This is a genomic window from Nocardiopsis sp. LDBS0036 (assembly GCF_041228755.1).
GTDB classification, from domain to species: domain Bacteria; phylum Actinomycetota; class Actinomycetes; order Streptosporangiales; family Streptosporangiaceae; genus Nocardiopsis; species Nocardiopsis dassonvillei.
The window spans coordinates 87,523-111,811 of the sequence record NZ_CP141103.1; the positions used below are offsets into that span (position 1 = coordinate 87,523).

The following is a 24,289-nucleotide window of genomic DNA, read 5'->3' on the forward strand; positions in this document are numbered from 1 at the left end:
CGCGGTCGGCTCCGGCGCGCCGCCCGGGGCCCGCCGGTCGTGCGAACCCCCTGGGCGGTCGCCCCCGGTGCGCGTCGCGCCGGCCCGCCGGTCGGGCGGAGTCGCCCGGGGCGGTCAGCCCTGGTGCGGCACCACCACGGCGCGGCCGAAGACCTCCCCGGCCTCCAGCCTCCGGTAGGCCTCCAGGGCGTCCCCCAGGTCGAACCTCTCGACCTCCGGACGGATCTGCCCCGCCTTGTACATGTCCACCACCTCCCACAGCTCTCCCACCGTCCCCCAGTAGGTGTTGGTGATGTAGGACTCGTACGGGTTGGTGAAGAACGAGAACTCGTGCGTGCCGCCCGCGATCCCGACCACGGTCAGCCGCCCGCCCCGGGCCATCGACGCCGCCGCGGTCGCGATCGTGGGGGTCACGCCCACGAAGTCGAAGGCCGCGTCCACGCCCCGGCCGCCGGTGATCTCGCGGATCTCCTCGACCTGGTGCGCGCCCGCCCCCACCGTGACCGCGCCGTTGCGCTCGGCCCAGGCCCGCGGCTCGGCCTTGACGTCGGTGGCGATCACCGTCGCGCCGGTCAGCGCCCTGAGGATCTGCACGCCGATCTGCCCCAGCCCGCCCAGGCCGATCACCAGGGCGTGCCGACCGCCGCCCTCCAGGTGCGGCAGCGCCTCCTTGATCGCGTGGTACGGGGTCAGGCCCGCGTCCGACAGCGGCGCGGCCTCCACCGGGTCGGCGTCGCCCAGCGGGACCAGGTGGTGGGCGGGCACGGTCACGTACTCGGCCATGCCGCCGTCGCGTCCCAGGCCCACCGCCAGGTAGGGCATGGTCGCCGCGTTCTCGCAGTAGGTGTCCTGGCCCCGGACGCACATGCGGCAGTGTCCGCAGCCGATCGGGCCGTAGGCCATGTAGGCGTCGCCGACCCGTACGCGCTCGCTCACGCCGTCGCCGAGCGCCTCCACCCATCCGGAGTTCTCGTGCCCCAGGACGAACGGCGGTTTCTGGGCTCCGGCCTGCCCCTCCTTGAAGTGGCGGTACACGCTGACGTCGGAGTGGCAGGCGCCCGCCCCCGCCACCCGCAGCAGGACCTCGCCCGGCCCCGGCTCGGGCACGGGAACGTCGGTGAGTGACGGGAACCGCTCGTAGTTCTCGAAGACCACGGCTCGCATGGAGTACCCCCAGGCTCTCGCGGAGAGCGGGCACCGGCGCGCGACGACCGTATTTCTCGGCGCCCGTATGGCCGCTCGACACTGTCCGTCCAGTTCACGGCTGTCCGCCCACCACCTACCCGAAAGCCTTTCGTCTTATTTGTCGCTTTAGTCGGAATTTGACCGTGCGCCGTACGGCCGGGTGTGGTGCCACCACTACCGAACCGGGTGGTCAACGCCAGACCCGGTTCGGGGGGACAGCGCCATGGAGGCCGACCCCGCCGCGGACCTAGCGTGAAAAGGGTCCGTTCCCCCCACCTGTCGGCACTCGAACTTCCCCAGGAGAGTCATGATCGCGGCGGGCCCACGTCACGCTTCGCCCCCCACCCCCCTGCGCTACGAGGAGCGCGAGTGGCACGGCCTGCGGCTCCTGGCCCACGACGAGGCCGGAGACGGCCGCATCGTCGAGGCGCTGGGCGACGTGGCCGCCGCCGACCACATCGTGGTCCTGGTCCCGGGCAACGACAACTACCTGGGCAACTACTTCGACGCCAACCGCCCCACCCGGCCCCGGGTCAACGGGGGGACGGTCCTGCGCACCATGCGGGCCCTCGCCCCCGAGGAGCGCTCCGCCGTCGTGGTCTGGGTCGGCTACGACACCCCGCGCGGCTTCGCCGAGGCCGCCTTCCGGGGACCGGCCGAACGCGGCGCCGAGGACCTGGCCCGCCTGACGGCCTTCCTGCCCCGCACCGCCCGCATCACGCTGGTGGGGCACAGCTACGGCACCGTCGTGTGCGGGCTGGCCCTGCGGCACGGGCGCGTGGACGAGTGCGTGGCCCTGGGCAGCCCCGGCATGGGCGGGAACTCCGTCGCCGACCTGGGCTTCACCGGGAACCTGTGGGCGGCGCTGGGCCCCGCGGACTGGATCCGCTTCTTCCCCCGGGGACGCTGGCGGGACCTGGGCCACGGGCCCTCGCCGCTGCGCCCCGGGTTCGGCGCCACCGCCTTCGCCACCGGCCCGATCCCCGGCCACTGCTCCTACTACGCCGAGGGCAGCGAGTCGGTGCGCAACATCGCCCTCATCGGCCTGGGCCGCCACGACGAGGTCACCCGGCCGGACGTGCCCGCCCAGCGCACGCGCCCGGGCTGGCGCCCGGCCGCCGGGGCCCCGGTCGAGGGGGCGGCGTCGTGAGACCCGCACCCGCCGTCGACGACCGTGCAGCCGGGCACCGCACCGCCGACCCGGTGATCCTGGCCCGGGACGTGCGCAAGGCCTACCCCGGAGCCCGCGGCCGCGCCGCCCTGGACGGCTTCGACCTGGAGGTGCCCCCCGGCGCGGTGCACGCGCTGCTGGGGCCCAACGGCGCGGGCAAGACCACCGCCGTGCGGATCATGTCCACCCTGCTGCGCTTCGACTCCGGACAGGTGCGCGTCGCCGGGTTCGACGTGGCGCGCCAGAGCGCGCGGGTGCGCTCGCGCATCGGCTTCGCCGGTCAGTACGCGGCCCTGGACGAGGTCCTCGACGGGCGGCGCAACCTGGAGATGTTCGCCCGCCTGCACCACCTGCGCGCGCGGGCGGCGCGGGCCCGGGCCGCCGAACTCCTGGAGCGGTTCGGCCTCACCGACGCCGCCCGCCGCCCGGTGCGCGAGTACTCCGGCGGCATGCGCCGCCGCCTGGACCTGGCCGCGAGCCTGATCCCCGACCCCGCCGTGCTGTTCCTGGACGAGCCCACCACGGGCCTGGACCCGCGCAGCCGCGCCGAGGTCTGGCGGGCCGTGCGCGACCTCGCCGAGGGCGGCACGACCGTGCTGCTGACCACCCAGTACCTGGAGGAGGCCGACCGCCTGGCCGACCGGATCTCGGTGGTCGACGCCGGAAGGATCATCGCCGAGGGCACCCCCGAGGAGCTCAAGTCCCGGGTCGGGGGCGGCCGGGTGGAGGCCGTGGTCGCCGACGCGGACGCGCTCTCGCCCGTCGGGGAGGTCCTGGGCCGCGTGGCCGGGGCCCTGCCCGAGGTGGACGCCGACGCCCTGCGGGTGTCGGTGCCCTTCGACGGCCGGGGCGCGGGACTGGCCAAGGTGGTGCGCGCCCTGGACGAGGCCGGGCTGGACGTGGAGGACATCGCCCTGCGCCGCCCGACCCTGGACGACGTCTTCCTGGGGCTGACGGGCCGTCAGGGCACGCGCGGGGAGGGTTCATGATGTCCGTGACCGAGGCGGGGCCGCCGGCCCCGGAGGAGGGAGGCGTCATGGCGTCCGTGACCGAGGTGGAACGTCCGGTTCCGGAGGAGCCCGGACCCCTGGCGCGGACGCGCTGGGCGGTGGCCGACACCTGGGTGGTGGCGCGCCGCTACCTGCTGCACCTGGTGTACAAGCCCGACGAACTCGTCGGCACGCTGATGGTCCCCGTCCTGGCCGTGCTGCTGTTCGGCTTCGTCTTCGGCGAGGCCATGGGCGCGGTCATGGACGCGCCCGGCGAGGAGTACCGCGAGTTCCTGATGCCGGGGCTGTTCGCGCTGACCATGGCCTTCGGGATCGGCAACACCACGATCGCGGTGGTCACCGACGCCGGGCGCGGCGTGGTCGACCGGTTCCGCACGCTGCCGATGGCCCCCGCCTCCCTCCTGGCCGGGCGCAGCCTGGCCGACGTGCTCTCCGCGGTGGTGGACCTGGCCGTGCTGGCCGGAATGGGGCTGTTGGTCGGCTGGCGGTGGCACGAGGGCCCGCTCTCCGCGCTGGCGGCCCTGGGGCTGCTGTTGCTGCTGCGCCTGGCCTTCACCTGGATCGGCATCTACCTGGGGCTGGTGGTGCGCAGTCCGGAGGCGGCGATGAAGTTCTTCTCGCTGGTCTTCCCGCTGGCCATGGTCGCGGACACCTTCGTGCCCACCGACACCATGCCGGACTGGCTGGTGCCGGTGGCCGAGTGGAACCCGTTGTCGGCGACGGTGATCGCGGCCCGCGACCTGTTCGGCAACCCGGTGGCGGCCAACGACTCCTGGATCGCGCAGAACGCGCTGCTCATGGCGGTGGTGTGGCCGCTGGTGCTGATGATGGTCTTCGTGCCGCTGGCGCTGCGGCGCTTCCGGCGGCTGAGCCGCTGAGGCACTGACACGGCGCTACCCGGAACGTCTCCGGTCCAGGCCGATGAGTTCTCTCAGCCTTCGGAGTCCGTACACACGAACGAACCGCACCGTGCGGATCCGACGGACGAGGACGACCACGATGAACGGCGCGAAGCCGACCCCCGCACGCGCGGGAGGGCGCGAGTGGCTCGGGCTCGGGGTGCTGGCCCTGCCCACCCTGCTGCTCTCACTGGACATGAGCGTGCTCTACCTGGCGCTGCCCCACCTGGCCGCCGACCTGCGGCCCTCCGGCAGCCAGCTGCTGTGGATCATGGACGTCTACGGCTTCATGATCGCCGGGTTCCTCATCACCATGGGCACCCTCGGCGACCGCATCGGCCGCAGGCGCCTGCTCATGATCGGCGCCGCCGTCTTCGGCCTGGCCTCCGTGGCCGCGGCCTTCGCGCCCAGCTCCGCCGCGCTCATCGCCACCCGCGCTCTCATGGGCGTGGCCGGAGCCACCCTCATGCCCTCCACCCTGGCCCTGATCAGCAACATGTTCACCGACCCGCGCCAGCGCGCGGTGGCCATCTCGGTGTGGACGAGCTGTTTCATGGGCGGCACCGCCATCGGACCGGTCGTGGGCGGACTCCTCCTGGAGTGGTTCTGGTGGGGGTCGGTGTTCCTGCTCGGCGTCCCCGTCATGCTGCTGCTCCTGGTGTGCGCGCCCCTGCTGCTCCCCGAGCACCGCGCGCCCGAACCCGGTCGGCTGGACCCGGTCAGCGTCGCCCTGTCCCTGGCCGCCATCCTGCCGGTCGTCTACGGCCTCAAGGCCGTCGCCGAGGGCGGGCCGCTCCTCGGACCGCTCGCCTCCCTCGCCTTCGGGCTGGTCATGGGCGCGGTGTTCGCCCGCCGCCAACTGCGCCTGCCCGACCCGCTGCTGGACCTCGCCCTGTTCCGCCAGCCCTCCTTCGGGGTCGCGCTGGGCGTGATGATGGCGGGCGCGGTCACCATGGGCGGCACGTTCCTGCTGATCAGCCAGTACCTCCAGATGGTCGCCGGGCACTCCTCGCTGGTCGCGGGGATGTGGCAGGTGCCCCCGGCGCTGGCGATGATCGCCGCCACCATGGCCGGAGGGCCGCTGGCCGCGCGCGTGGGCCGGGCCAACGTCATCGGCGGCGGCATGCTGGTGACCGCGTCGGGGTTCGCCCTGCTGTTCCTGGTCCCCGTCGAGGGCGGAACAGCGCTCGTGGTCGCCGGGCTGCTGCTGGCCTCGGTGGGGCTGGGGCCCGGCGCCGCCCTGGTCACCGACATCGTGGTGGGCTCCGCGCCCAGGGAGAGGGCCGGGGCCGCCGCGTCGATGTCCGAGACCAGCGGGGAGTTCGGCGTCGCCATGGGCGTGGCCCTGCTGGGCAGCCTGGCCTCGGCGGTCTACCGCGCCGAGGCCAGCGTTCCCGAGGGCCTGCCCGAGGAGGCGGGCCAGACCCTGCCCGCCGCCGTGGCCGTGGCCGCGGAGCTGCCCGCGGGCCTGGCCGAGAGCCTGCTCGGTCCGGCGCGCGAGGCCTTCACCTCCGGCATCAACCTGGTCGGGGTGATCGGCTGCCTGGCCATGGCCGTGTTCGGAGTGGCCGCCGTGGTCCTGCTGCGCCCCGCGCCGTCGGGGACACCGCCGGAGCGCGAACCGGCGGAGGCACCGGTGGACGCCGAGGGGGAGAGCGCCGCGGACACGCCCGAGGCCGGGGCCGCGAGCGCCCCGGCGCCCGGACCGGCGGGCGGCTGACGGGAGGGGAACCGGTGGCGGTGGGCCCCGCCCGAAAAACGGTGGCGGCAGAACCGCCGCGGGCCGATGAGTCCGCGCACCCCGGCGAGTCAGTACGGGTGAGCGGCACCGAGCACCGGATCTGGACCCGCCCGGGACCGAAGGCCCCCGGCAGGGGTCCCGGACCCGGCGGGCCCGGGACCGGCGGTGCCGACCGGCACTGCGGCCCGCACCCGATGACGCGGACCCGGACACCACCCGGAGGACATCATGGAACGCCCCAACCTCGACGGCATGCTGCTCGCCACCACCGACCCCGACCGCCTGCACGACTGGTACGCCGACGTCCTCTCCCCCCAGGACGACATCGACATGGACGGCTACCGCGTCCTGCGCCTGGGCACCTTCCACCTGCTCATCGACCGCCGGGACGACGTCGCGCCCAGGGCGGGGGACCCGACCCGCATGATCCTCAACGTCGACGTGGACGACGCCCGCGCCGTCGCCGCCCGCGTGGACGCCCGGGGCACCGGGTGGCTCGCGCCCCTGGAGGACCGCGACGGCAGCCTGTTCGGCACCGCCGTCGACCCCGACGGCAACCACGTCCAGATCATCCAGCTCAGCGACGAGCACCGCGCCGCCATGGCGCGCGAGAGTTAGGAGAGGACCGTGTTCGACACCACCAGGGCCTTCGGCTCCTTCGCCGTCCGCGACCCCGACCGGGCCAGGGAGTTCTACGGAACCACCCTCGGGCTCACGGTCGGGCCCGTGGAGGGCATGGAGGAGCACGGCCTGCTCAGCATCGACCTGGGGGAGGGGCGGGCGGTCCTCGTCTACCCCAAGCCCGACCACGAGCCCGCGGGCTTCACCGTGCTCAACCTCCCCGTGGACGACATCGACGCCGTCGTGGACGAGCTCGCCCGCCGCGGCGTCGGAACGCTCCGCTACGAGGGCTTCGACCAGGACGGCAAGGGGATCTCGCGGGGCGTCCCGACGGTGGCGTGGTTCGCCGACCCGTTCGGGAACGTGTGTTCTGTCATACAGGAGGCGTAACGTGACGGTCGTGGTGGAACACGCGTCCGACCAGGACTTCATGAGTGCCGCCGATCCCTACCGGCGGGAGCTGTTCGCGCACTGCTACCGCATGCTGGGGTCGGTGCACGACGCCGAGGACCTGGTGCAGGAGACCTACCTGCGTGCCTGGAAGGCCTACGACCGGTTCGAGGGCCGCTCCAGCCTGCGCACCTGGCTCCACCGGATCGCCACCACGGCCTGTCTGACCGCCCTGGACAGGCGCCGACGGCGGCCCCTGCCCACCGGGCTCGGCGGGCCCGCCGCCGAGCCCGAGGGCGAACTGGCCGACCGCCCGGAGCTGCCCTGGCTGGAGCCGGTGCCCGACGCCCTGGTCGGCGCGGACGACCCCGGCACGGTCGTGGCCGCGCGGGAGAGCGTGCGCCTGGCCCTGGTCGCCGCGCTCCAGCACCTGCGACCCAGGCAGCGGGCGGTGCTGATCCTGCGCGACGTGCTGCGCTACAGCGCGGCCGAGGTCGCCGACACCCTCGGCGTCTCCGTCCCCGCGGTCAACAGCCTGCTCCAGCGGGCCCGCGCCCAGCTGGCCCGGGTCACCCCCGCCGAGGAGGAGGTGGCCGAGCCCCGGCCGGAGCAGCGCGAGGTCCTGGACCGGTACGTCGACGCGTTCGAGTCCTACGACATCTCGGCGATCACCGAGGTGTTCACCGCCGACGCCGTGTTCGAGATGCCGCCCTTCGCCACGTGGGTGCGCGGCGCCGGGCACATCGGCCGCCTCATCGCCGCCCACTGCCCGGCCAGCGGGCCGGGCGACATGGCGCTGGTGCCGACCGGGGCCAACGGGCAGCCCGCCTTCGCGCTGTACATGCGGGGCGGCGACGGCGTCCACCGGGCGTTCGGGATCCAGGTGCTGGAGCTGGCACCCGGGGGAGACGCGGTCGCCCACGCGGTGATGTTCTTCGACACCTCGCTCTTCCGGCACTTCGGGCTGCCCGCCGTGCTGTCCCCGCGCCGCTGAGGCGGCGGGACGCGCGGGCGGCCGTCGGCGGTCGCGGGAAGCCGGGGCCAACGCGTTCTCCGGGCGGATCGTTACCACGTTTCTCCGTGCCATGTGACACACGGTATTTCTGTGGCACGGGAGAGAAGGTGTGCTAGATTCAGTGAAGTTGCAGTCGTGATTCCCGTTGGATGTACATCTTTTTCGGGTTATTGCCGCAGTGACGGGAAAATCGTCAGACCGCGGTTTTCTTCATACTCCCGAACGAGAGGAACACCCATGGCGACCGGCAAGGTCAAGTGGTTCAACGGCGAAAAGGGCTTCGGCTTCATCGAGCAGGACGGCGGCGGCCCCGACGTCTTCGCCCACTACTCCGCGATCCAGGCCAACGGCTACCGTGAGCTCGCGGAGGGCCAGAACGTCGAGTTCGACGTCACCCAGGGTGCCAAGGGCCTCCAGGCCGACAACATCACCCTGATCTGACCGATCTGAGACTCCTTCCGGGGCAGGGGCCCGCCCTCGCGGCGGCGGCCCCTCCCCGGTTTTGTTTTTCCCGGACCGCTCTTCTGGCCGTCGTTCTCCGACAGGCGCTGGTCCGGTCCTCTGCCACGACCCCGGGTTCTCCGTGCAGGCCGTGGATCCCAAGACTCTTTCCGGCGCACACCCGGTGTCACACGCCGAAGCCCCCGAGGGCTTCCCGCCAGGCACGCGTCGGCGGCGAAAGGCCCCATATGAACCAACCCCGCACCAACACGCGTCGTGGCCGCCCCTCCGGTGGCTACGGCCGTCAGCGCCCCCACCAGTCCGGCGGCCGCCCCCAGCGCGGCGGCTTCGGCGGACGTTCGGCGGGACGCTCCTCCGGGGAGTTCGCGCTCCCCGTCTCCACCACCCCCGCACTCGACCCGGTCCACGCCTTCGAGGACCTGGAGATGCCCGCGCAGCTGAAGTCGACGCTGGCCCGCCAGGGCCTGACCACCCCGTCGGCCATCCAGGCGGCGACGCTGCCCAACTCGCTGGCCGGACGCGACGTCCTGGGCCGCAGCCAGACCGGTTCGGGCAAGACCCTGGCCTTCGGTCTGGCGCTGCTGGCCCGCCTGGAGGGCCGCGTGGCCGAGCCCCGCCGCCCCCTGGCCGTGGTGCTCGCGCCGACCCGCGAACTCGCCCAGCAGGTGAACGACTCGCTCGCCCCCTACGCCCGTTCGCTGCGCGTGCGCACGACGACCGTGGTGGGCGGCATGCCCATCAGCCGCCAGTCCCGCGCCCTGCGCCAGGGCGTGGAACTGGTCGTGGCCACCCCGGGCCGCCTGCGCGACCTGATGGAGCGCGACGACTGCGTTCTGGACCAGGTGGACGTCACCGTCCTGGACGAGGCCGACCAGATGACCGACATGGGCTTCATGCCGCAGGTCACCGCGATCCTGACGGAGGTGCCGACCGGGGGCCAGCGCATGCTGTTCTCGGCCACCCTGGACCGCAACGTCGACACCCTGGTCCGCCGCTTCCTGAACGACCCGGTGGTCCACTCGGTGGACCCGTCCGAGGGCGCCGTCTCCACCATGGAGCACCACGTCCTGCACGTGTCGCACATGGACAAGCAGGACGCCGCCACCCGCATCGCGGCCCGCGACGGGCAGGTCATCCTGTTCCTGGACACCAAGCACGCCGTGGACCGGATGGCCAAGCACCTGCTCAACAGCGGAGTCCGGGCGGCACCGCTGCACGGCGGGCGGTCCCAGCCCCAGCGCACCCGCACCCTCAAGCAGTTCAAGGAGGGCACGGTGACCGCGCTGGTCGCCACCAACGTCGCCGCGCGCGGCATCCACGTGGACGGGCTGGACCTGGTGGTCAACATCGACCCGCCCACCGACCACAAGGACTACCTGCACCGGGGCGGACGCACCGCGCGCGCGGGTCAGACGGGCAGCGTGGTCACGCTCGTGCTGCCCAGCGAGCGGCGGGACATGGACAGGCTGATGCGGCTGGCCCGGATCGACGCGCACGTCGCCCAGGTGAGCGCCAGCGACCCCGAGCTGGCCCGGGTGACCGGCGCCCGCGAGCCCTCCGGCGTTCCGGTGACCCTGCCCAGCGCTCCCCGGGAGGAGCAGCGCCGCCAGGGCGGTCGCGGTCCGGGTTCGCGCGGCGGATCGCGCGGGTCGGCTGGGCGTGGCGCGGCCTCGGGTAGCGGGTCGGCCTCGCGCCGCCGCGGTCCCCGCCGCCCGGCCTAGAAGCGCTTAGCGCACCGGTTACCGGTGCACGGGCCCCGGGTGTTCGGCTCTGCGTGTGCGAGGCCGGGTGCCCGGGCCCGCGTGCTTGGGCCTCGCGTGTTCGGGCCCGGATGTCCGGCCCTGCGTGCTCGGACCCGGGTGCCCGGTCTGGCCCGGGGGCACGAGCGTCCGGGCGCTTGGACGCCGTGCCCTGGGCGCAGGGGAGTCCGTCCACAGGGGCGGATCGGGGCTTGTCCGGGTGGCGGCGGGCCGGGGACACTGGATTCGGGGGCGCATGGCGCGCTCATGGGCGGCGCGACAGCCCCCGGGTTCGAGTCTACGTATCCCGGCGGTCACCGCACCAGCCCACATCATCCGCCTGTGGAAAGGCAACCGGTCCGTCCGCCTGCGGAGAGGCGTCCGCCCCGCTCACGCGGGGCGTGACCGGGCACCGTATGCCCGGCCGCGCAACCCCCGGTCGGGCACGCGGTCCTCGGCCCACGACGACCGGGCACACGGTAGGGGTCGTGGAGCGCGGGGTCTGCACTAGCGTTCCTGGTGCAGCGAAGACCGCCGGACCGTGAGCGCGGAGGGGACCGTCATGGCGTGGAGCACCCGTCAACTGGCCGAACTGGCCGGAACGACCCTGCGGACGGTGCGGCACTACCACGAGGTCGGTCTGCTGGCCGAACCCGAGCGCGGCGCCAACGGCTACAAGCACTACAAGGTCGAGCACCTGGTGCGGGTCCTGCGCGTCAAACGGCTGTCGGACCTGGGGTTCTCCCTGGTGCAGATCGCCGAGATGGGGGAGGCCGACGCCTACCCCGAGCAGGAGCTGCGGGCCCTGGACGACGAACTCGCCCAGGCCATCGAACGCCTGAGGCGGATGCGCGAGGAGCTGGCCCTGGCACTGCGCGGGTCCGGGCCGACCGAACTGCCGCCCGACATGGCCCTGGCCACCGCCGGGATCGCCATGACCGAGGCCGACCGTTCGCTGGCCGCGGTCATGGCGCGCCTGTTCACGCCGCAGACGCAGCGGGCCCTCACGGAGTTGGCGCGCGCCTACGGCTCCGGTGCCTCCGACGAGGAGTTCGACAACCTGTCGGCCGACGCCGACGAGCGGACCCGGCAGGAGCTCACCGAACGGCTGTGGCGCGCCTCCCGCGACCTCCTGTCCGACCGTCCGGAGCTGCGCATCTCCCAGGCCACGACGGCCATCGACCGGCACAAGGCCGCGCAGGCGTTCACCACGGCGCTGAACGACCTGTACAACCCCGCCCAGATCGACGTCCTCGACCGCCTCTCCCGCGCGGCGATGGCGGACCAGCGGGCCGAAGAGCGGGCAGACCAGCAGGCCGAAGCGCAGGCCGACCAGCGGCCCTGACCGGTCGCGGGGCCCGCGGGCCCCGCGACCGCCGGTCCCGCCCGGCCGGGACACGGTGGAGGGCTGGGCCCCTGCCGCCCCCGTGCGGCCGGGGCCCAGCCGGGCTCAGCCCCTGCGTCCGCCGAGGTGGCGGGCGAGGAAGCGCTCGGCCGTGCGGTGGAGGTCGAGCTGGTTCTCCGGGTTGACGAACCCGTGTCCCTCGTCCTCCTTGAGCAGGTACTCCACGTCCACGCCGCGCTCGCGCAGCGCGGCGACGATGTTGTCGGACTCGGCCTTGACGACCCGGGCGTCGTTGGCGCCCTGCGCCACCATCAGCGGCGCGGTGATCCGGTCCACCCTGCTGATCGGTGAGCGCGCCAGCATGTCGGCCTCCTGCTCGGGGACGGCCGGGTCTCCGACGTAGCGGTACCAGTTGTTGGCCAGCGCGGGCCGGACGAACGCCGGTTGGTTGCGCATGAAGTTGGCCAGGTCGGAGATGCCGACGTAGTCGACGGCGGCGGCGAAGCGGTCGGGGGTGAAGGCGACCCCCACGAGCGCGGCGTAGCCGCCGTAGGAGCCGCCGAAGATCGCCACCCGGTCGGGGTCGGCGTAGCCCTGCGCGACGGCCCAGTCCACGGCGTCGATGAGGTCGTCGTGCATCTTCCCGGCGAACTCGCCGATGGCGGCCTTCATGTGGGCCTTGCCGAACCCGACGGAGCCGCGGAAGTTGACCTGGAGCACCGCGTAGCCCCGGTTGGCCAACAGCTGCACGGTCGGGTCGAAACCCCAGGCGTCCCGCGCCCACGGGCCTCCGTGCACCATCAGCACCATCGGCAGGTTCTCGGGTTCGACACCCACCGGCAGGGTCAGGTACGAGGGCAGTTCCAGCCCGTCCCGGGCGGGGACCGTGACGGCCGTCATCGGCGCCAACGCGTCGGGGTCCAGGTGCGGGTGGGGGCGGAACAGCAGCCGGGACTCCCCGGTGGAGTGGTCGTAGAACCAGGTCGCGCCCGGGTCGCGGTCGTGGGTGAAACTCACGATCCACCGCCGCCCGTCGGCGTCGGACGACAGGCCCGCGACATCCCCCTCGGACAGCTTCTCCAGGTTCGCCAGCACCTCGGCGAAGTGCGGGTCCAGGGCGTGGACGACCTGTCGCTCGCCCAGGTAGCGAACCCCCAGCAGCTCACCCCGGTGGTCGAGGATCAGCGGCGGGGGAAGGGTGGAGACCTGTGCGCGCGTGTCGATGTCGAAGTCCGGGTGGCCGTCGACCTCGGTCTCCTCACCCGTGGACAGGTCGGCTCTCACCAGGCGGGTGCGGTCGGTGCCCCGGCTGGAGCCGACCCACATCCCGGTCCCGTCCGGGGTGACCTGCGCCGGGAAGACGCCCAGCGGGTAGTCGGCGCCCTCGTACACCAGGACGCTGCTCGTGGTGTCCGTCGCGGAGTCGTGACGGGAGATCTCGAAGTCGCTGTTCTCGTTGAGAGTCGTGGAGAGCAGCTCCCCCTCCCTGCCCCGCGTCCAGATCCTCGCGGCGCCGGGGCTCTGGGCGAGCATGGTGAGCTCGCCGGTGGCCACGTCGAGTTCGTGCAGGTCGAACTCGGCGGCGTCGCGGGCGTTGAGCGACACGGTCATCCTCCCCGGGCGTCCCCGGGAGGGCTCGAAGCTGACGACCCGGGCTCCGGGGAAGGGGGTCAGGTCCACCGCGGTGGGCTCGGGGGCCTCCAGGTCGACCCGGAACAGGTGCCAGTTCTCGTCGCCGCCGCTGTCCTGGAGGTAGAGCAGCCAGCGCGGGTCGTCGGTCCACTGGTAGCTCTGCACGCTGCGGGTCTCGTCCGCGGTCACGCAGCGCGGGTCGCCGTCGAAGCCCCCGGACGGGGTGAGGTCCTGGACCCAGACGTTGAGCCGGTCCTTCCACGGCGCCAGGTAGGCGATGCGGGTTCCGTCCGGCGAGATCGTCGCGTCAGCGCGCTCCGGCGGGCTGAAGAAGTCCTCGACCGGGATCAGGTCGGGCAGTGCCATGTCGTTCCTCTCGTTCGTGCTCGGTCAGACAGGCGAGCTGGGAACCAGGAGAAACCATGCCGACGCGGCACACTCAAGGATCCGTACGTGTGACGGGAGACACCATTGCGGATCGGGGGAGGACGCCCGGCGTTCACCGGAGGCGGGGGCGGAGGGCGCGCGGCTCCGAGCGAGGCGGCCGTCACGTGCGGCCGTCCGCGAGGCCGTCCGCGCCCAGCCGACGGGAGTAGTCGGGAAACGCGATCGGCGCCCCGATCTGTTCGAACGGCAGGTCGAGTACGTCCACGAGAGCCTCCGCGTCGACCTCGCCGAGCAGGGACCGGCGCAGGTCGAGCATGACCAGGTACTCCTCGCGGGTGAGGCTGCCGTGGGCCAGGTGCTCAGCCGCCCTGTCGCCGATGGCGTCGAGCGCCCACAGCCCGAACAGGGGCGAGAGGAGTTCCCCGGCGGGTGACCCGGCGAGCGGGGCCGCGGCCTCCTCGAAGGACTCGAAGGCCACCCGCCGCGAGTGCGCGGAGGCGAGCGCGAGCAGCAGCCACAGGTGCCTGTCCCACTGTCGCGGGGGCGCGGCCGCCCCGGCGGAGCCGCCGAGGACGGAGCGGGCGTGCGCGAGCAGGCGCCGCTCGTCCTCGGCGAACAGGTACGACCACATCCGCGGGTCTCCCGGAGAGCGGCCCGGCGGAGGCTCCGGGCGGGGCCGCTCCCCGTCCTCCTCCAGCACCAGTGCGCGCCCCACGTCCAGGAGGATGAGCCGGTTCTCCCCGCCCGCGCTGTTGTAGACGTGGGTGAGGGCCTCGTAGGAGGAGATCCTGTTGGCGTCCAGGGCGCCCTGGGCGCCGCAGCGCCGCCGGGACTCGGCGCAGGCCCTCTCCGCCGCCTCGGTGGCCGCGGTCTTGGCCAGGGACAGCTCCCGGCTCACCGAGGCCCAGGGGGTCCAGGCCGCCGCGCCGCCGTCTCGTCCGCCGCCCTCCGGTCCGACCCGGGGCGGACCGCCGCGTGCGCGTGCGCCGCGGACCAGGAAGGTGGTGGCGTAGGCGGCGGCGAGCGCCCCGTACACGGACTCCTGCTGGATCCCGTAGCCGATGACGGGCACCTCCCCGGCGTGCGCGCTCACCGTGACCCGGTGCCGCGAGTACCGGTAGGAGATGCCGGCGGTCGCCCGGGTCACCGCCGCCAGGGCCGTGGCGCCGGCCGCCGAGGCCGCGGAGGAGACCGCCAGCGAACGCGTGAGCCGTCCGCCCCGGTGGGAGGGCGGTTCCTCGAAGAGCCCCTGCCGGGAGATCCCGGCGCTGTCCCGCAGCCAGCGGCCGAATGGTACGGGCGCGTCCCGGAAGGAGACCAGGCAGTGGTCCAGCGGGGAGACACCGCTGTGGGGCAGGCGGGTCACCCGTACGCCGGGGCGGGGTCCGTGCTCGTCGCTGATGTCGACCAGGAAGGGGAAGACCCCGTGCTGGCCGCCGCCGGTGCACAGCTGCGCGTACACCAGGCCCGTCTGCGCGATCCCGGGGGTCCCGACCGTGCCCATGAACTTGGCGTCCTCCGGTTCGGGGGTCGTGATCCTGAAGCCGGGCAGGCTCGGGTCGTACTCGGCCCGGGTGCGTACGGAGACGTGGCTGCCGCCGCGCCCGACCTCGGTGATCAGGACGCTGCCGACCGAGGAGAGGTCGTCGAGCCGGTCCACGGCCTCGCGCAGACCGGGGTTGTCGTCGCCGAGGGTGAGGGCGGCGTTGAGGCACACCTCGTAGTGCACCATCGCGCGGAGGAAGAGGGAAGGGTCGACCACCGCGGCGTGCCCGAGCACGTCGAGGAGTCGTTCGGGCGAGCGCAGGGCCTGCCTGCCCCCTCCGACGCGCCCGTTGAGGACGCGCAGGCGTTCGTAGGTGAGGTGGTGGAACTCCTCCGCGGAGGAGAAGCCGGCCGGCGCGAAGACCGGGTGGTCGAACAGGGCGGCGATCTCCGCCCCGCCGCGGGGCGCGCCGTGCAGGAGCGCGCGGAGCCGGTCGCGCTCCCCGGTGGTCGTCGGTGGCATCTGCCCTCCTCAGCCGGACGCGGTCCGGCTCTCGTCGCGGGCGCTTTCGATCACCCTCCGTGACTGGCTCTGTTCTATGCGGTGGATGACGGGAGGGTCGAAGGCGTGGAAGGAGAAGCGTCCCGTGGCGGCGACACGCCCCTGTTGCAGGTAGGAGACCTCCGCGCGCAGCGGTCGTCTGTCGCCGGAGGCCGGTCCCTGGGGGACGAGGGTGACGCGGACCTCGACCGGCAGCCAGAACAGGAACCGCTCGAAGCCGAACGCGCACTCGTGCATGACCGGGTACGGGGGGAGCCGTCCCTCCCCGGACGGGTACAGTGCCCGGGTGGCCCAGGTCGTGGCCTGGATACCCGCCTCGATGAGCAGCATGCCCGGCAGGTGCTGCCGCTCGGCGGTGTGGTCGTGCATGATCTCGTTGCCGTCGGCGACCACCAGGTCGCACCCGACCGTGTGGCCGCTCACCCGCGGCCGTGCGATGACCACGTTCTCCTGGATGGTCTTGAGCACCTCGGCGCGCGGGAGCGGCGCGGGAGGAGGTGCGTCGAGGAACACGGTCCGCGACCGCCCCGCCTCCGCGACGGCCTGGTCCAGGTACTCCCAGTCCCGGGGGCCGACGCCGAGGGCGGGGAGCAGGTACCCCTCGCGCAGCTCGCCGGTACGGAGCGCGTGGAGGACCTCCCGGTAGGTTCTGATCTCGGGGTGGAGCCGGGGCGTGGGGAACCCGTCGCCGACGACCCAGAACCGTTCATCCATGCGGGGCCTCCTGAGGGGGCGCGGGCTGGGGCATGGCGGGGAAGGCCGACAGGCCCCCGTCCACCGCCAGGTACTGGCCGGTGACGAAGGCCGCGGCCGGGGAGCAGAGGAACACGGCGGGACCGGTGACGTCCTCGACCCCTCCCCACCGGCGCATCGGCACGTTGGTGAGGGCGGCCCCGGCCATGGCCTCGGTCCCGTGGACGGGCCTGGTGAGCTGGGTGCGCACCCAGCCGGGGCACAGCGCGTTGACGCGTACCCCGTCCCCGGACCACGCCACGGCCAGGGAGCGCGTGTAGGAGAGCAGGGCGCTCTTGACCGCCCCGTAGGACTCCATGCCCGGAACGGCGACGAGCGCCGCCGCGGAGGACATGAGCAGGACGCAGGCGCGTTCGGAGCGCCGCAGGTGGGGGTGGGCCGCGCGGCACAGTCGCACCGCGGCCAGCAGGTTGAGGTCCACGACCCCCCGCCACTCCTCGTCCGAGGTCTCGGTGACGGGGCGCAGGACCATGCTCCCGTCGGGGTCGGTGTGGGGGCCGCCCGCGTTGTGCACGAGCAGGTCCAGCCCGCCCAGGGCCGCGGCGGTCGCGTCCACGGCGTCGGCGGCCGTCGACGGCTCCCTCAGGTCCCCGGGCACGACCACGGCCTCGCGCCCGAGGTCGGAGATCTCCCGTGCCACCTCCTCCAGGGCCGGCCCGTTGCGCGCGCACAGCCCTACGTGCGCCCCCGCCTCGGCCAGCGCGAGGGCGGTGGCCCGGCCGATGCCCTGGGAGGCGCCGGTGACCAGTGCCCTGGCACCGTCGAGGCGGAACCCCTGCGTGACGCTCATGCGCGATCCCCTCCGTCTTCGTCGCGGGTGCGGCCGCGTTCGGTCCCGGTCCAGGTCAGCAGGCCGCAGCCCCAGGTCATGCCGGCGCCGAAGGCCATGAGCAGGACGCGGTCCCCCTCGCGCAGGCGCCCGGTGGCCTCGGCCCGGGCAAGGCCGAACGGCACCGACCCGGCGCCGATGTTGCCCACGAGGTCACCGGTGATGAGGACCCGTTCGGGGGGCACTCCCGCCTGCGCGCAGGCCCTGGCCAGCAGCAGCGGGTTCGGCTGGTGCGATACCACCAGGTCGATGTCATCCAGGGCGAGGGCGTGCTCCTCCAGGCACTCCTGGACCATGCGCGGCAGCACACGGAGGGTGAACTCGCTGATGGCCCTGCCGTTCATGCGGATGGTGTGGCCGCCGGAGGCGACGGTTTCCGGGGAGGCCGGGCGCCGGGTGCCCCCGGAGAAGACCCCGACCAGGTCGGCCCCCCGCCCGTCCGCTCCCAACCGGAGGGGGGACAGCCCCTCCCCGCCGTCCCCCGAGGTCAGCACCACGGCTCCGGCCCCGTCCGCGAAGAGGGAGGCCGTGGCCCGGTCGGCGGGGTCGACGAAGCGCGAGTACACCTCGGCTCCGACCACCAGGGCGGGCGGGGCGTCCGGCCTGGCGTGCAGCCAGCACCGCGCGACCTCGAGCGCGTACAGGAATCCGCTGCACGCGGCTCCCACGTCCATGGCGGCCGCGTCGCGGGCGCCGATGCGGCTCTGGATCCGACAGGCCACCGAGGGGCCCAACTCGTCGGGCAGGGACGTGGCGCTGACGATCAGCCCGACCTGGTCCGGACGCAGTCCGGCGGAGGTCAGCGCACGCTCGCAGGCCCGCGCGGCCAGGTCCGAGGTCGCCTCGTCCGGGGCCGCGCGCCTGCGCGCCAGCACCCCCGTGCGCTGGTTTATCCATTCCGCGGAGACCCCCGCGTGTTCTGAGATCCGCTCGTTGGAAACCTCTTCTGCGGGCAGGTATTCGCCTACTCCTGATATTCGAACGGGCAAGGGGGCTCCAGGGCGCTGGGCGAGGCAAAGGGGAAAGCGAAAAGCATCGTTCCCGTCGGATGTCGCGGCAAAACTCCTTTTCTTCTGGTAAGCGAAGAAGGAGGATGCTTCCTCTGGGGTGCTGTGAATCCAGGAGTCGTGAGGTCAGGCGGGCTGTGGTGACCGTGCGGACTCCGGGCGCGCGGGAGGGTTTTCGAGGGTGGTCCTTCGTTGTTCCGGTGAGTGTGTGAGGGTTCGGCGGGCCCCGGTCTGTTCTGGGTATTCGGGGGTTGCGCGCCCTGGCCTGTTCCTGTGCGGGAAAGGGTCGGATATGATTCCGGGCCGCGGTGAGAATATTTCCTCCGGGGGAGTTCCGTCTTCGGATGAAACGCCCGGACACGGTAGGTGCGTAGCTGGTGGATATGTGTGCGAGATGACATGGGAACGGTCTGCCGCCGGCGCTTCGCGGGTGCCGGGCGCGACTGGACGGGACTACGCCGCCCGGCCCCGCTCACGTGCCGGGCCCCATGGCGGAGGAGCACTCCACGACTGGGCGGGGGAACCTACGCCGCAGGGGAGGAGGACCGGTGCGGGGGTCGCCTGCGGCGGCGCGGGGAACGGGCGGGGAGGAGGAACCACCGCTGGACGGCTCGGAGACCGCGGCCCCGGGCCCAGCTCCAACCCGGGGCCCGCGCCCCTACGCCGCCACCCGGCGCGGGCTCCACCGCGGCGCGAGGTCGAACTCGGCCCAGATCACGCGGCCCCCGTCCTCGCCCGGCGCACCGGCCCGACGGGTTCCCCAGCGGGCGGAGAAGTGGCCGATGAGCAGCAGCCCCTGCCCCAGCGCGAGCTCCCGCCAGTCCTGGTCCGCCTCCGGACCCGGCACGCTCGCCAGGGCGCCCGGAATCCACCGGTCCGCCACCGACAGCCGCAGGACGCGGCGACCACCGGGGTCATGGCGCAGCACGAGCGTGCGCACCACCTCCGCCCCGCTTCCGCCGGGCAGGACCCGCCCCATGGCGCTGGTCAACATCTCGCTGGCGCACAGCACCACGGCCGCGACCAGTTCCTCGTCGGCGCCCGAGATCCGCGACAGGTCGGCGCGCAGGTCGGCCCGGGCTCTTCGGATGGCCGCCAGGTTGGCGGGGTAGCTGCGGCGCTTCCAGCGTCTGTCCAGGTCGAGCGGTCGCCGTGGGCGTGGCAGGACGGTCATCTGTCTTCTCCTCGGTTCGTGCGACGGCGGCACGGGCGGTTCCCACGGGAACGGCCTCCACGGTCCGTCGGGTCCTGGTGTTCTCTCGTGTCTGTGTGCCTTCATGCCTCGGCGTCCTCCGAGGCCCCGGGAGCACGCGGCCCCGGCGCTCCGCCCGCCCCGTCACCTCATGGCGGCGAAGACCGTGGCCTCGTCGTCCAGCCACACCAGCTGGTGTTCGGCCGACACCGTCAGCCCGAACCGGGTGTGGGAGGGACGCCCCGCCTCCACCCACAGCAGGTGGGCCGCCTCCAACTCGTCGAACAGCCTGCGGGGGCCGTGCTGGCGCACCTCGTAGCCCTGGTCCCGGTGCCCGGGGTCGATGTGCCATGAGGCCCACGACCAGGTCGAGGAGTCCAGCAGGTACACCGTGAACCGCGGATCCTCGGGACCGCCCCCGAGCCGGACGATCCTGTGCACGTCCGGCATCTGCAACCCCACCGCGAAGGCCCCGTCGGAGTCGCCGACCACCTCTCCCGGATGGAGCCGGGAGAACGTCGTGGTGTGCTCGTCGTCGTCCGGCCGGACGTAGGTCTCCAGCAGGTGGCGCGGGGTGCGGTCCGCGCGCGCCCACATGCGGTCGGTGTGCCCGGCGAACCTGCCGCGCGCGGTCCCGTGCGGGCCGACCACGAGATCGGCCGTCACCCCGTGGTGGAAGGCGGTGCCCCACGGCGTCAGGACGCGTCCGCCGGGCTGGCACTGCGCCACCCAGGCGTAGGGGACACGCTGCACGGTCACCGCGCTGACCACCCGGTCGTAGGGCGCGCGCCCGGCCCAGCCGCGCATGCCGTCCCCGCTGACCACCAGAGGTGTGAGCCCCGCGCTCATCAGCCGCACCCGCGCCTGTTCGGCCAGTTCGAAGTCGATCTCCACCGAGGTGACGGCGTCGTCGCCCAGGAACCGCGCGAGCAGGGCGGCGGTGTACCCGCTGCCGGTGCCCACCTCCAGCACCCGCATGCCCGGCGCCAGCCGCAGCCGCTGCACCGTCTCCGCCACCGAGGACGGCGCCGGGGACGAGGACGTGGGCTCGCCGGGGCCGTAGCGGGCGCCGTCGTCGACCTGGGTGACGACGGGAACGTCGGCGTAGGCCGCCTCCAGCCACCGCAGTTCGCCGCGGTAGCGGTCCACGGGCACGCCCGTGTCGGGGTCGGCGATCTCGTCGGGCAGGAACAGGTGCCGCGGCACCGCCGCGAAGGCCCCGCGCCACTCCGCGGCCAGAGCGCCCTCCTCGACGAGGCGTTCGACCATCCTCTCGTGCGGGGGGATCATCTGCCGCACCTCCCGCACCGTCTGACGCACTGTGCGCTGACGCCCCGGGCACGCCGGGCGTGCCCGACGTGTCCGCCGTACTCGATGCGCTCGCTGTAGCCGTCAGGTCCGGAGTGTCCGGCGGACGGAGCACGCCCGGCGTGCCCGGGAGGCTCGACGCGTCCGATGTGTCCGGGGCGCCCGCTCAGGTCGTGCCTTCCGCGCCGACGGACGGGCGCGTCACTCGTGTGAACAGCACCGACACCGGCTCCGGACCCGTGGCCCGCGCCGCCGCCGTGCCCTGCCTGTGGGGTGGAGGTCACCGCTCTTCTCCTCGGGGGGGGGTCCCCGGCATGGACGAACCAGGGTCTTGCGTCCATTACGGGGACGGGAGTTTCCGGGTAAGGATTACTACGGAAGATGTAACGCCGTTCGTCCACGAGGACGGAATTCCGTGCCGATATACACCGGCGGTATGCATGACGAAATCCCAGGTCGGTCCACGTCTTTCCCCGTCACGGGCTTTCTGGGCCCGTGCCGACGTCCTGCGGTCGCTGGCCGAGCACGACGCCGGAGCCCTGTTCGGGCTCGTCCGACAGCACACCGGCGCCAGCCAGCAGACGATCGGCTCCGCCGTCGACATGGCCCAGCCACACGTGAGTGCGATCATGGCGGGAAGGCGCCTGGTCACCGCGCTCAGCACGTGGCAGCGCATCGCCGACGGCCTGGCCATGCCTTCCGAGGCCCGCCGGACCCTGGGCCTCGCTGATTCGGGTGACGAGTATTCGAAGGGCGTTTCCTGGACAGAATCCTCTCTGCAAGAAGGCGATTTATGGTCCGCGTCCAGAACGGCGCAGGACATCGTCGACATCACGCTGAAGGACCTGATGAAACGCAGAGACGCATTCGCGGTCGGCGGCGCGCTCCTGATGGGCGCCGCGCTGACGGAGACGCTGGAACACTGGCTGCTGCCCGGCCCGGCCGCCCCCGGCCTGGTCCGCGGCACCATCGGAGAGGCCGAACTGGGGCGCATCGAGGCCGCCACCGTGGCGCTGCGGCACTGGAACGACCGGTGGCGCCTGGGCGTGCGCCGCAAGGCCGTCGTCGGACAGCTCTCGGAGGTGTCCGAACTCGTGGAGACCCCCCAGCCCGCCTCCGTGCAGAACCGGCTGTTCGCGGTGATGGCCGAACTGTCCAAGACCGTCGCCTCGATGTCCTTCGACGCCGGCGACCACCCCACCGCGCAGCGGTACTACACCCTCTCCCTGCGCGCGCTCCACCAGGCCGGACCCGAGCACCGCCCCTACGGCGTCGGGGTCCTGGCCGACATGGCCCGGCAGATGCTCGACCTGCACCGGCCCGAGGACGCCCTGGACATCTCCCGCCTCGCGCTCGACAGCGCGGACTCCACCGGCGCGCCCGCGCTCGTCCGGGCGATGCTGCGCACGCGCGAGGGCTGGTCCTACGCGCGGATGGGCAGGTCGGAGGCCTACCGCCGCACCGTCATCCAGGCCGAGGACCTCCTGGAGGGCGCCAACGGCGAGGAGGTGCCCGACTGGGTGGGCGGCTTCGACCACGCCGAGCTGGCCGGGGTGGTCGGCGCCCGCTACCGCGACCTCGCGGTGCTCCAGGAGGACCCGGGCGCGCGCCGCAGGCACGCCGAGTCCTCCGCCGCCTACATCACCAAGGCGCTCCAGCTGCGCGCGCCCTCCGGCAAGCGCGGCCGCGCCTTCGACCTCATCGGGCTGGGCCGCACCTACCTGCTGCTCGACGAGCCCGCCGAGGCCGCCCGGGTGGTGCGCCAGGCCGCGGCCCTCGAACCCTCCCTGGGTTCGGGCAGGGTCCGCAGACGCCTGCGCGACTGGTACACCGAGTCCGCCACGCACCACCGCGACCCGCACGTGGCCGCGGTCCGCGATGAGTTATCACATACGCTGCTGCACCATCAGCGAAATGTGAAAGGGATGACGTGACTCGTATCGGAATCACCGGTCATTCGAATCTTTCCGGCGACAGCGTCACTTTGGTGCGCAAAGCGCTGGTGGCGGCACTCGACCCCCACGCCGACGACAGGCTCGTCGGCGTCTCCTGCCTGGCGCGCGGCGCCGACCAGCTCTTCGCCGAGGCCGTGCTGGACGTCGGGGGCAGACTGGAGGTGGTGCTGCCCTCGGCCGACTACCGCGAGGCCAAGGTCAAACCCGCCAACCTCGACCGCTTCGACGACCTGCTCGTGCGCTCCTCACTGGTGCGCTACATGCCGCACCGGCGGGCGGGCCGCGCCGCCTACGAGGACGCCAACGAGGCCGTCCTGGACTGGGTGGAGCTGATGTTCGCGGTCTGGGACGGCCAGCCCGCCGACGGCAGGGGCGGGACCGCCGACGCGGTCGAGGCGGCGCGGGTGAGGGGCGTGCCGGTGGAGGTCATCTGGCCGGAGGGAGTCCGGCGGGACTGAACCGGGAGCCCCGCCCCGCCCGCCCCGCCTTGCGCGGCGCGTGGCGGGGCGGTACGGGCCGGTTCCGGGGCGCGTGCCTGAGCGGACAGGCCGGACCGCTCGGTCGTGTGCGTCCGAAACCCCGGCCGGTGTCGGGAGAGGGCGTGGTCGGGACCGGACGGTCCTGACCACATCCGGCCAACGCCGCTCCGGCCGGTCGGCACTGCCCCGGTCGGTCAGCGCCGCTCCGGTGTGCCGTCCAGCGCGCCGTGCAGTGCTTCGGCGAAGGCGCGGGGATGGGTTCCGAAGCCCGTGTGGTCGCCCGGGAAGGCGACCGGCTCCGTGCCCAGGAGCCGCACCAGCGCGAGCCCGATGTCGTGGATGGGCTTCCCGGCGGAGGCGTCGCCCAGACCCACCGTCACCGGGACCCCGCCCTCCCGCAAGGCCTCCACGTCGGGCCGGTACAGCGACAGCGGCATCAGCCCGTGGGCCAGGAAGTACCCGAAGTTGCCGCTGACCCGCTCGAAGGTCTCGGGGTCCTCGTGCATCGGCCCCTCCGTCGCGGCGCCCTCCGGCTCCGGCCCGTCCTCCTCCCGCGCCTCCCCGTCCTCCTCGTCCAGGCCGTTGAGCGCCATGAACTTGCCGATCGCCGCCTCCACGCCCTCGCGCCGGTAGGTGTCGTAGACCTCCCGGTCGCGGGCGAGCACCTCGGAGGGGTCGTCGAGCAGCATGACGCAGGGCGGCTCGTGCGCGAGCAGCGCGCGCACCGCCCCGGGGTGGCGCACGGCCATGTCGAGCCCGATCTGGGCGCCCGCGCTGTTGCCGAACACGTAGGCCGGCCCCCCGCCCACCTCGGCGACCAGCCTGGCGGCGTCGTCGCTGTGCACCTCCACGCGCTGGTCCTCGGGCTCGCCGTCCAGCGTGCTGCGCGAGTTGCCGCGGGGGTCGTAGGCCACGGTCGTGTAGCGGTCGGCTAGCTGCTCGGCCAGGGCGGTGTAGACGCCCGCGTCCTGCGGGCCGCCGGGGATCATCAGCAGCACGGGGCCCGAACCGCGGACCTCGTAGTGGATGCTGGCGCCCGGCACCTTCAGCGTGTGCGCTCCCGGTGCGTGGCGCGAGTGGTGCGACATGTCTGCGTCTCCCTGCCTCTTGCGTGCCCGGCGG

Annotated in this window: 21 protein-coding genes; 12 read left to right on the forward strand and 9 right to left on the reverse strand. The window is 73.3% G+C overall.

Annotation, left to right across the window (positions count from 1 at the left end; all coding sequences use genetic code 11):
* Nucleotides 1-114: 114 nt before the first annotated feature.
* Nucleotides 115-1,164: an NAD(P)-dependent alcohol dehydrogenase gene (locus tag UIS43_RS00225; protein ID WP_071621756.1), complete on the reverse strand. Its 1,050-nt coding sequence runs from the start codon at nucleotides 1,162-1,164 to the stop codon at nucleotides 115-117.
* Between the two features lie 328 nt (nucleotides 1,165-1,492).
* Here UIS43_RS00225 and UIS43_RS00230 point away from each other — a divergent pair, with 328 nt between their 5' ends.
* The 10 genes from UIS43_RS00230 (at nucleotide 1,493) to UIS43_RS00275 (ending at nucleotide 11,578) form a co-directional block, all read left to right on the forward strand.
* Nucleotides 1,493-2,335 (forward strand): alpha/beta hydrolase, encoded by an 843-nt coding sequence (locus UIS43_RS00230; protein ID WP_117198087.1) that lies wholly within the window; start codon nucleotides 1,493-1,495, stop codon nucleotides 2,333-2,335.
* Complete coding sequence (locus UIS43_RS00235) at nucleotides 2,332-3,345, forward strand: ATP-binding cassette domain-containing protein (protein WP_198048841.1); 1,014 nt, start codon at nucleotides 2,332-2,334, stop codon at nucleotides 3,343-3,345. Before UIS43_RS00230 ends, UIS43_RS00235 begins: the two co-directional genes overlap by 4 nt.
* Before the next feature lie 47 nt (nucleotides 3,346-3,392).
* Entirely contained in the window at nucleotides 3,393-4,244 is an 852-nt protein-coding gene (locus tag UIS43_RS00240) for an ABC transporter permease (protein WP_026338765.1), read from the forward strand.
* A gap of 121 nt (nucleotides 4,245-4,365) precedes the next feature.
* On the forward strand, nucleotides 4,366-5,985 hold the full coding sequence (locus UIS43_RS00245; protein ID WP_013152305.1) for an MFS transporter: 1,620 nt from the start codon (nucleotides 4,366-4,368) through the stop codon (nucleotides 5,983-5,985).
* A gap of 249 nt (nucleotides 5,986-6,234) precedes the next feature.
* Nucleotides 6,235-6,624, forward strand: coding sequence for a VOC family protein (locus UIS43_RS00250; RefSeq protein ID WP_013152306.1), 390 nt, complete (start codon nucleotides 6,235-6,237; stop codon nucleotides 6,622-6,624).
* Between the two features lie 9 nt (nucleotides 6,625-6,633).
* On the forward strand, nucleotides 6,634-7,017 hold the full coding sequence (locus UIS43_RS00255) for a VOC family protein (protein ID WP_013152307.1): 384 nt from the start codon (nucleotides 6,634-6,636) through the stop codon (nucleotides 7,015-7,017).
* A gap of 1 nt (nucleotide 7,018) precedes the next feature.
* Entirely contained in the window at nucleotides 7,019-8,011 is a 993-nt protein-coding gene (locus tag UIS43_RS00260) for a sigma-70 family RNA polymerase sigma factor (protein ID WP_013152308.1), read from the forward strand.
* Between the two features lie 258 nt (nucleotides 8,012-8,269).
* Complete coding sequence (locus UIS43_RS00265; RefSeq protein ID WP_013152309.1) at nucleotides 8,270-8,473, forward strand: cold-shock protein; 204 nt, start codon at nucleotides 8,270-8,272, stop codon at nucleotides 8,471-8,473.
* A 248-nt stretch (nucleotides 8,474-8,721) separates the two neighbouring features.
* On the forward strand, nucleotides 8,722-10,215 hold the full coding sequence (locus UIS43_RS00270) for a DEAD/DEAH box helicase (protein ID WP_370012133.1): 1,494 nt from the start codon (nucleotides 8,722-8,724) through the stop codon (nucleotides 10,213-10,215).
* A 580-nt stretch (nucleotides 10,216-10,795) separates the two neighbouring features.
* Nucleotides 10,796-11,578, forward strand: a complete 783-nt coding sequence (locus UIS43_RS00275) for a MerR family transcriptional regulator (protein ID WP_370012134.1) — start codon at nucleotides 10,796-10,798, stop codon at nucleotides 11,576-11,578.
* 105 nt (nucleotides 11,579-11,683) lie between these two features.
* Here the strand turns inward: UIS43_RS00275 and UIS43_RS00280 are convergent, their stop codons facing one another.
* From UIS43_RS00280 to UIS43_RS00310, 7 genes are all read right to left on the reverse strand, one after another.
* Nucleotides 11,684-13,576, reverse strand: coding sequence for an alpha/beta fold hydrolase (locus UIS43_RS00280; protein WP_370012135.1), 1,893 nt, complete (start codon nucleotides 13,574-13,576; stop codon nucleotides 11,684-11,686).
* 181 nt (nucleotides 13,577-13,757) lie between these two features.
* Nucleotides 13,758-15,605: an acyl-CoA dehydrogenase gene (locus tag UIS43_RS00285; protein ID WP_370012137.1), complete on the reverse strand. Its 1,848-nt coding sequence runs from the start codon at nucleotides 15,603-15,605 to the stop codon at nucleotides 13,758-13,760.
* 9 nt (nucleotides 15,606-15,614) lie between these two features.
* Complete coding sequence (locus UIS43_RS00290; protein ID WP_370012138.1) at nucleotides 15,615-16,358, reverse strand: AfsA-related hotdog domain-containing protein; 744 nt, start codon at nucleotides 16,356-16,358, stop codon at nucleotides 15,615-15,617.
* Entirely contained in the window at nucleotides 16,351-17,187 is an 837-nt protein-coding gene (locus tag UIS43_RS00295) for an SDR family NAD(P)-dependent oxidoreductase (protein ID WP_117198508.1), read from the reverse strand. The genes UIS43_RS00290 and UIS43_RS00295 overlap by 8 nt, the downstream gene beginning before the upstream one ends.
* Nucleotides 17,184-18,215, reverse strand: a complete 1,032-nt coding sequence (locus UIS43_RS00300; protein ID WP_370012140.1) for a 3-oxoacyl-ACP synthase III family protein — start codon at nucleotides 18,213-18,215, stop codon at nucleotides 17,184-17,186. Before UIS43_RS00300 ends, UIS43_RS00295 begins: the two co-directional genes overlap by 4 nt.
* A gap of 676 nt (nucleotides 18,216-18,891) precedes the next feature.
* A complete protein-coding gene (locus tag UIS43_RS00305) occupies nucleotides 18,892-19,407 on the reverse strand; it encodes an ATP-binding protein (protein ID WP_117199399.1) in 516 nt (171 codons plus the stop codon).
* A 162-nt stretch (nucleotides 19,408-19,569) separates the two neighbouring features.
* Nucleotides 19,570-20,715: a methyltransferase domain-containing protein gene (locus UIS43_RS00310; RefSeq protein WP_370012141.1), complete on the reverse strand. Its 1,146-nt coding sequence runs from the start codon at nucleotides 20,713-20,715 to the stop codon at nucleotides 19,570-19,572.
* Between the two features lie 458 nt (nucleotides 20,716-21,173).
* Between UIS43_RS00310 and UIS43_RS00315 the strand changes: the two genes are divergently transcribed.
* Both UIS43_RS00315 and UIS43_RS00320 read left to right on the forward strand, forming a co-directional pair.
* Entirely contained in the window at nucleotides 21,174-22,667 is a 1,494-nt protein-coding gene (locus UIS43_RS00315) for a helix-turn-helix domain-containing protein (RefSeq protein WP_013152316.1), read from the forward strand.
* On the forward strand, nucleotides 22,664-23,146 hold the full coding sequence (locus UIS43_RS00320) for a hypothetical protein (RefSeq protein ID WP_013152317.1): 483 nt from the start codon (nucleotides 22,664-22,666) through the stop codon (nucleotides 23,144-23,146). Before UIS43_RS00315 ends, UIS43_RS00320 begins: the two co-directional genes overlap by 4 nt.
* Before the next feature lie 215 nt (nucleotides 23,147-23,361).
* On the opposite strand, the gene UIS43_RS00325 is transcribed toward UIS43_RS00320, so the two are convergent.
* Nucleotides 23,362-24,255, reverse strand: coding sequence for an alpha/beta fold hydrolase (locus UIS43_RS00325; RefSeq protein ID WP_370012142.1), 894 nt, complete (start codon nucleotides 24,253-24,255; stop codon nucleotides 23,362-23,364).
* Nucleotides 24,256-24,289 lie beyond the last annotated feature (34 nt).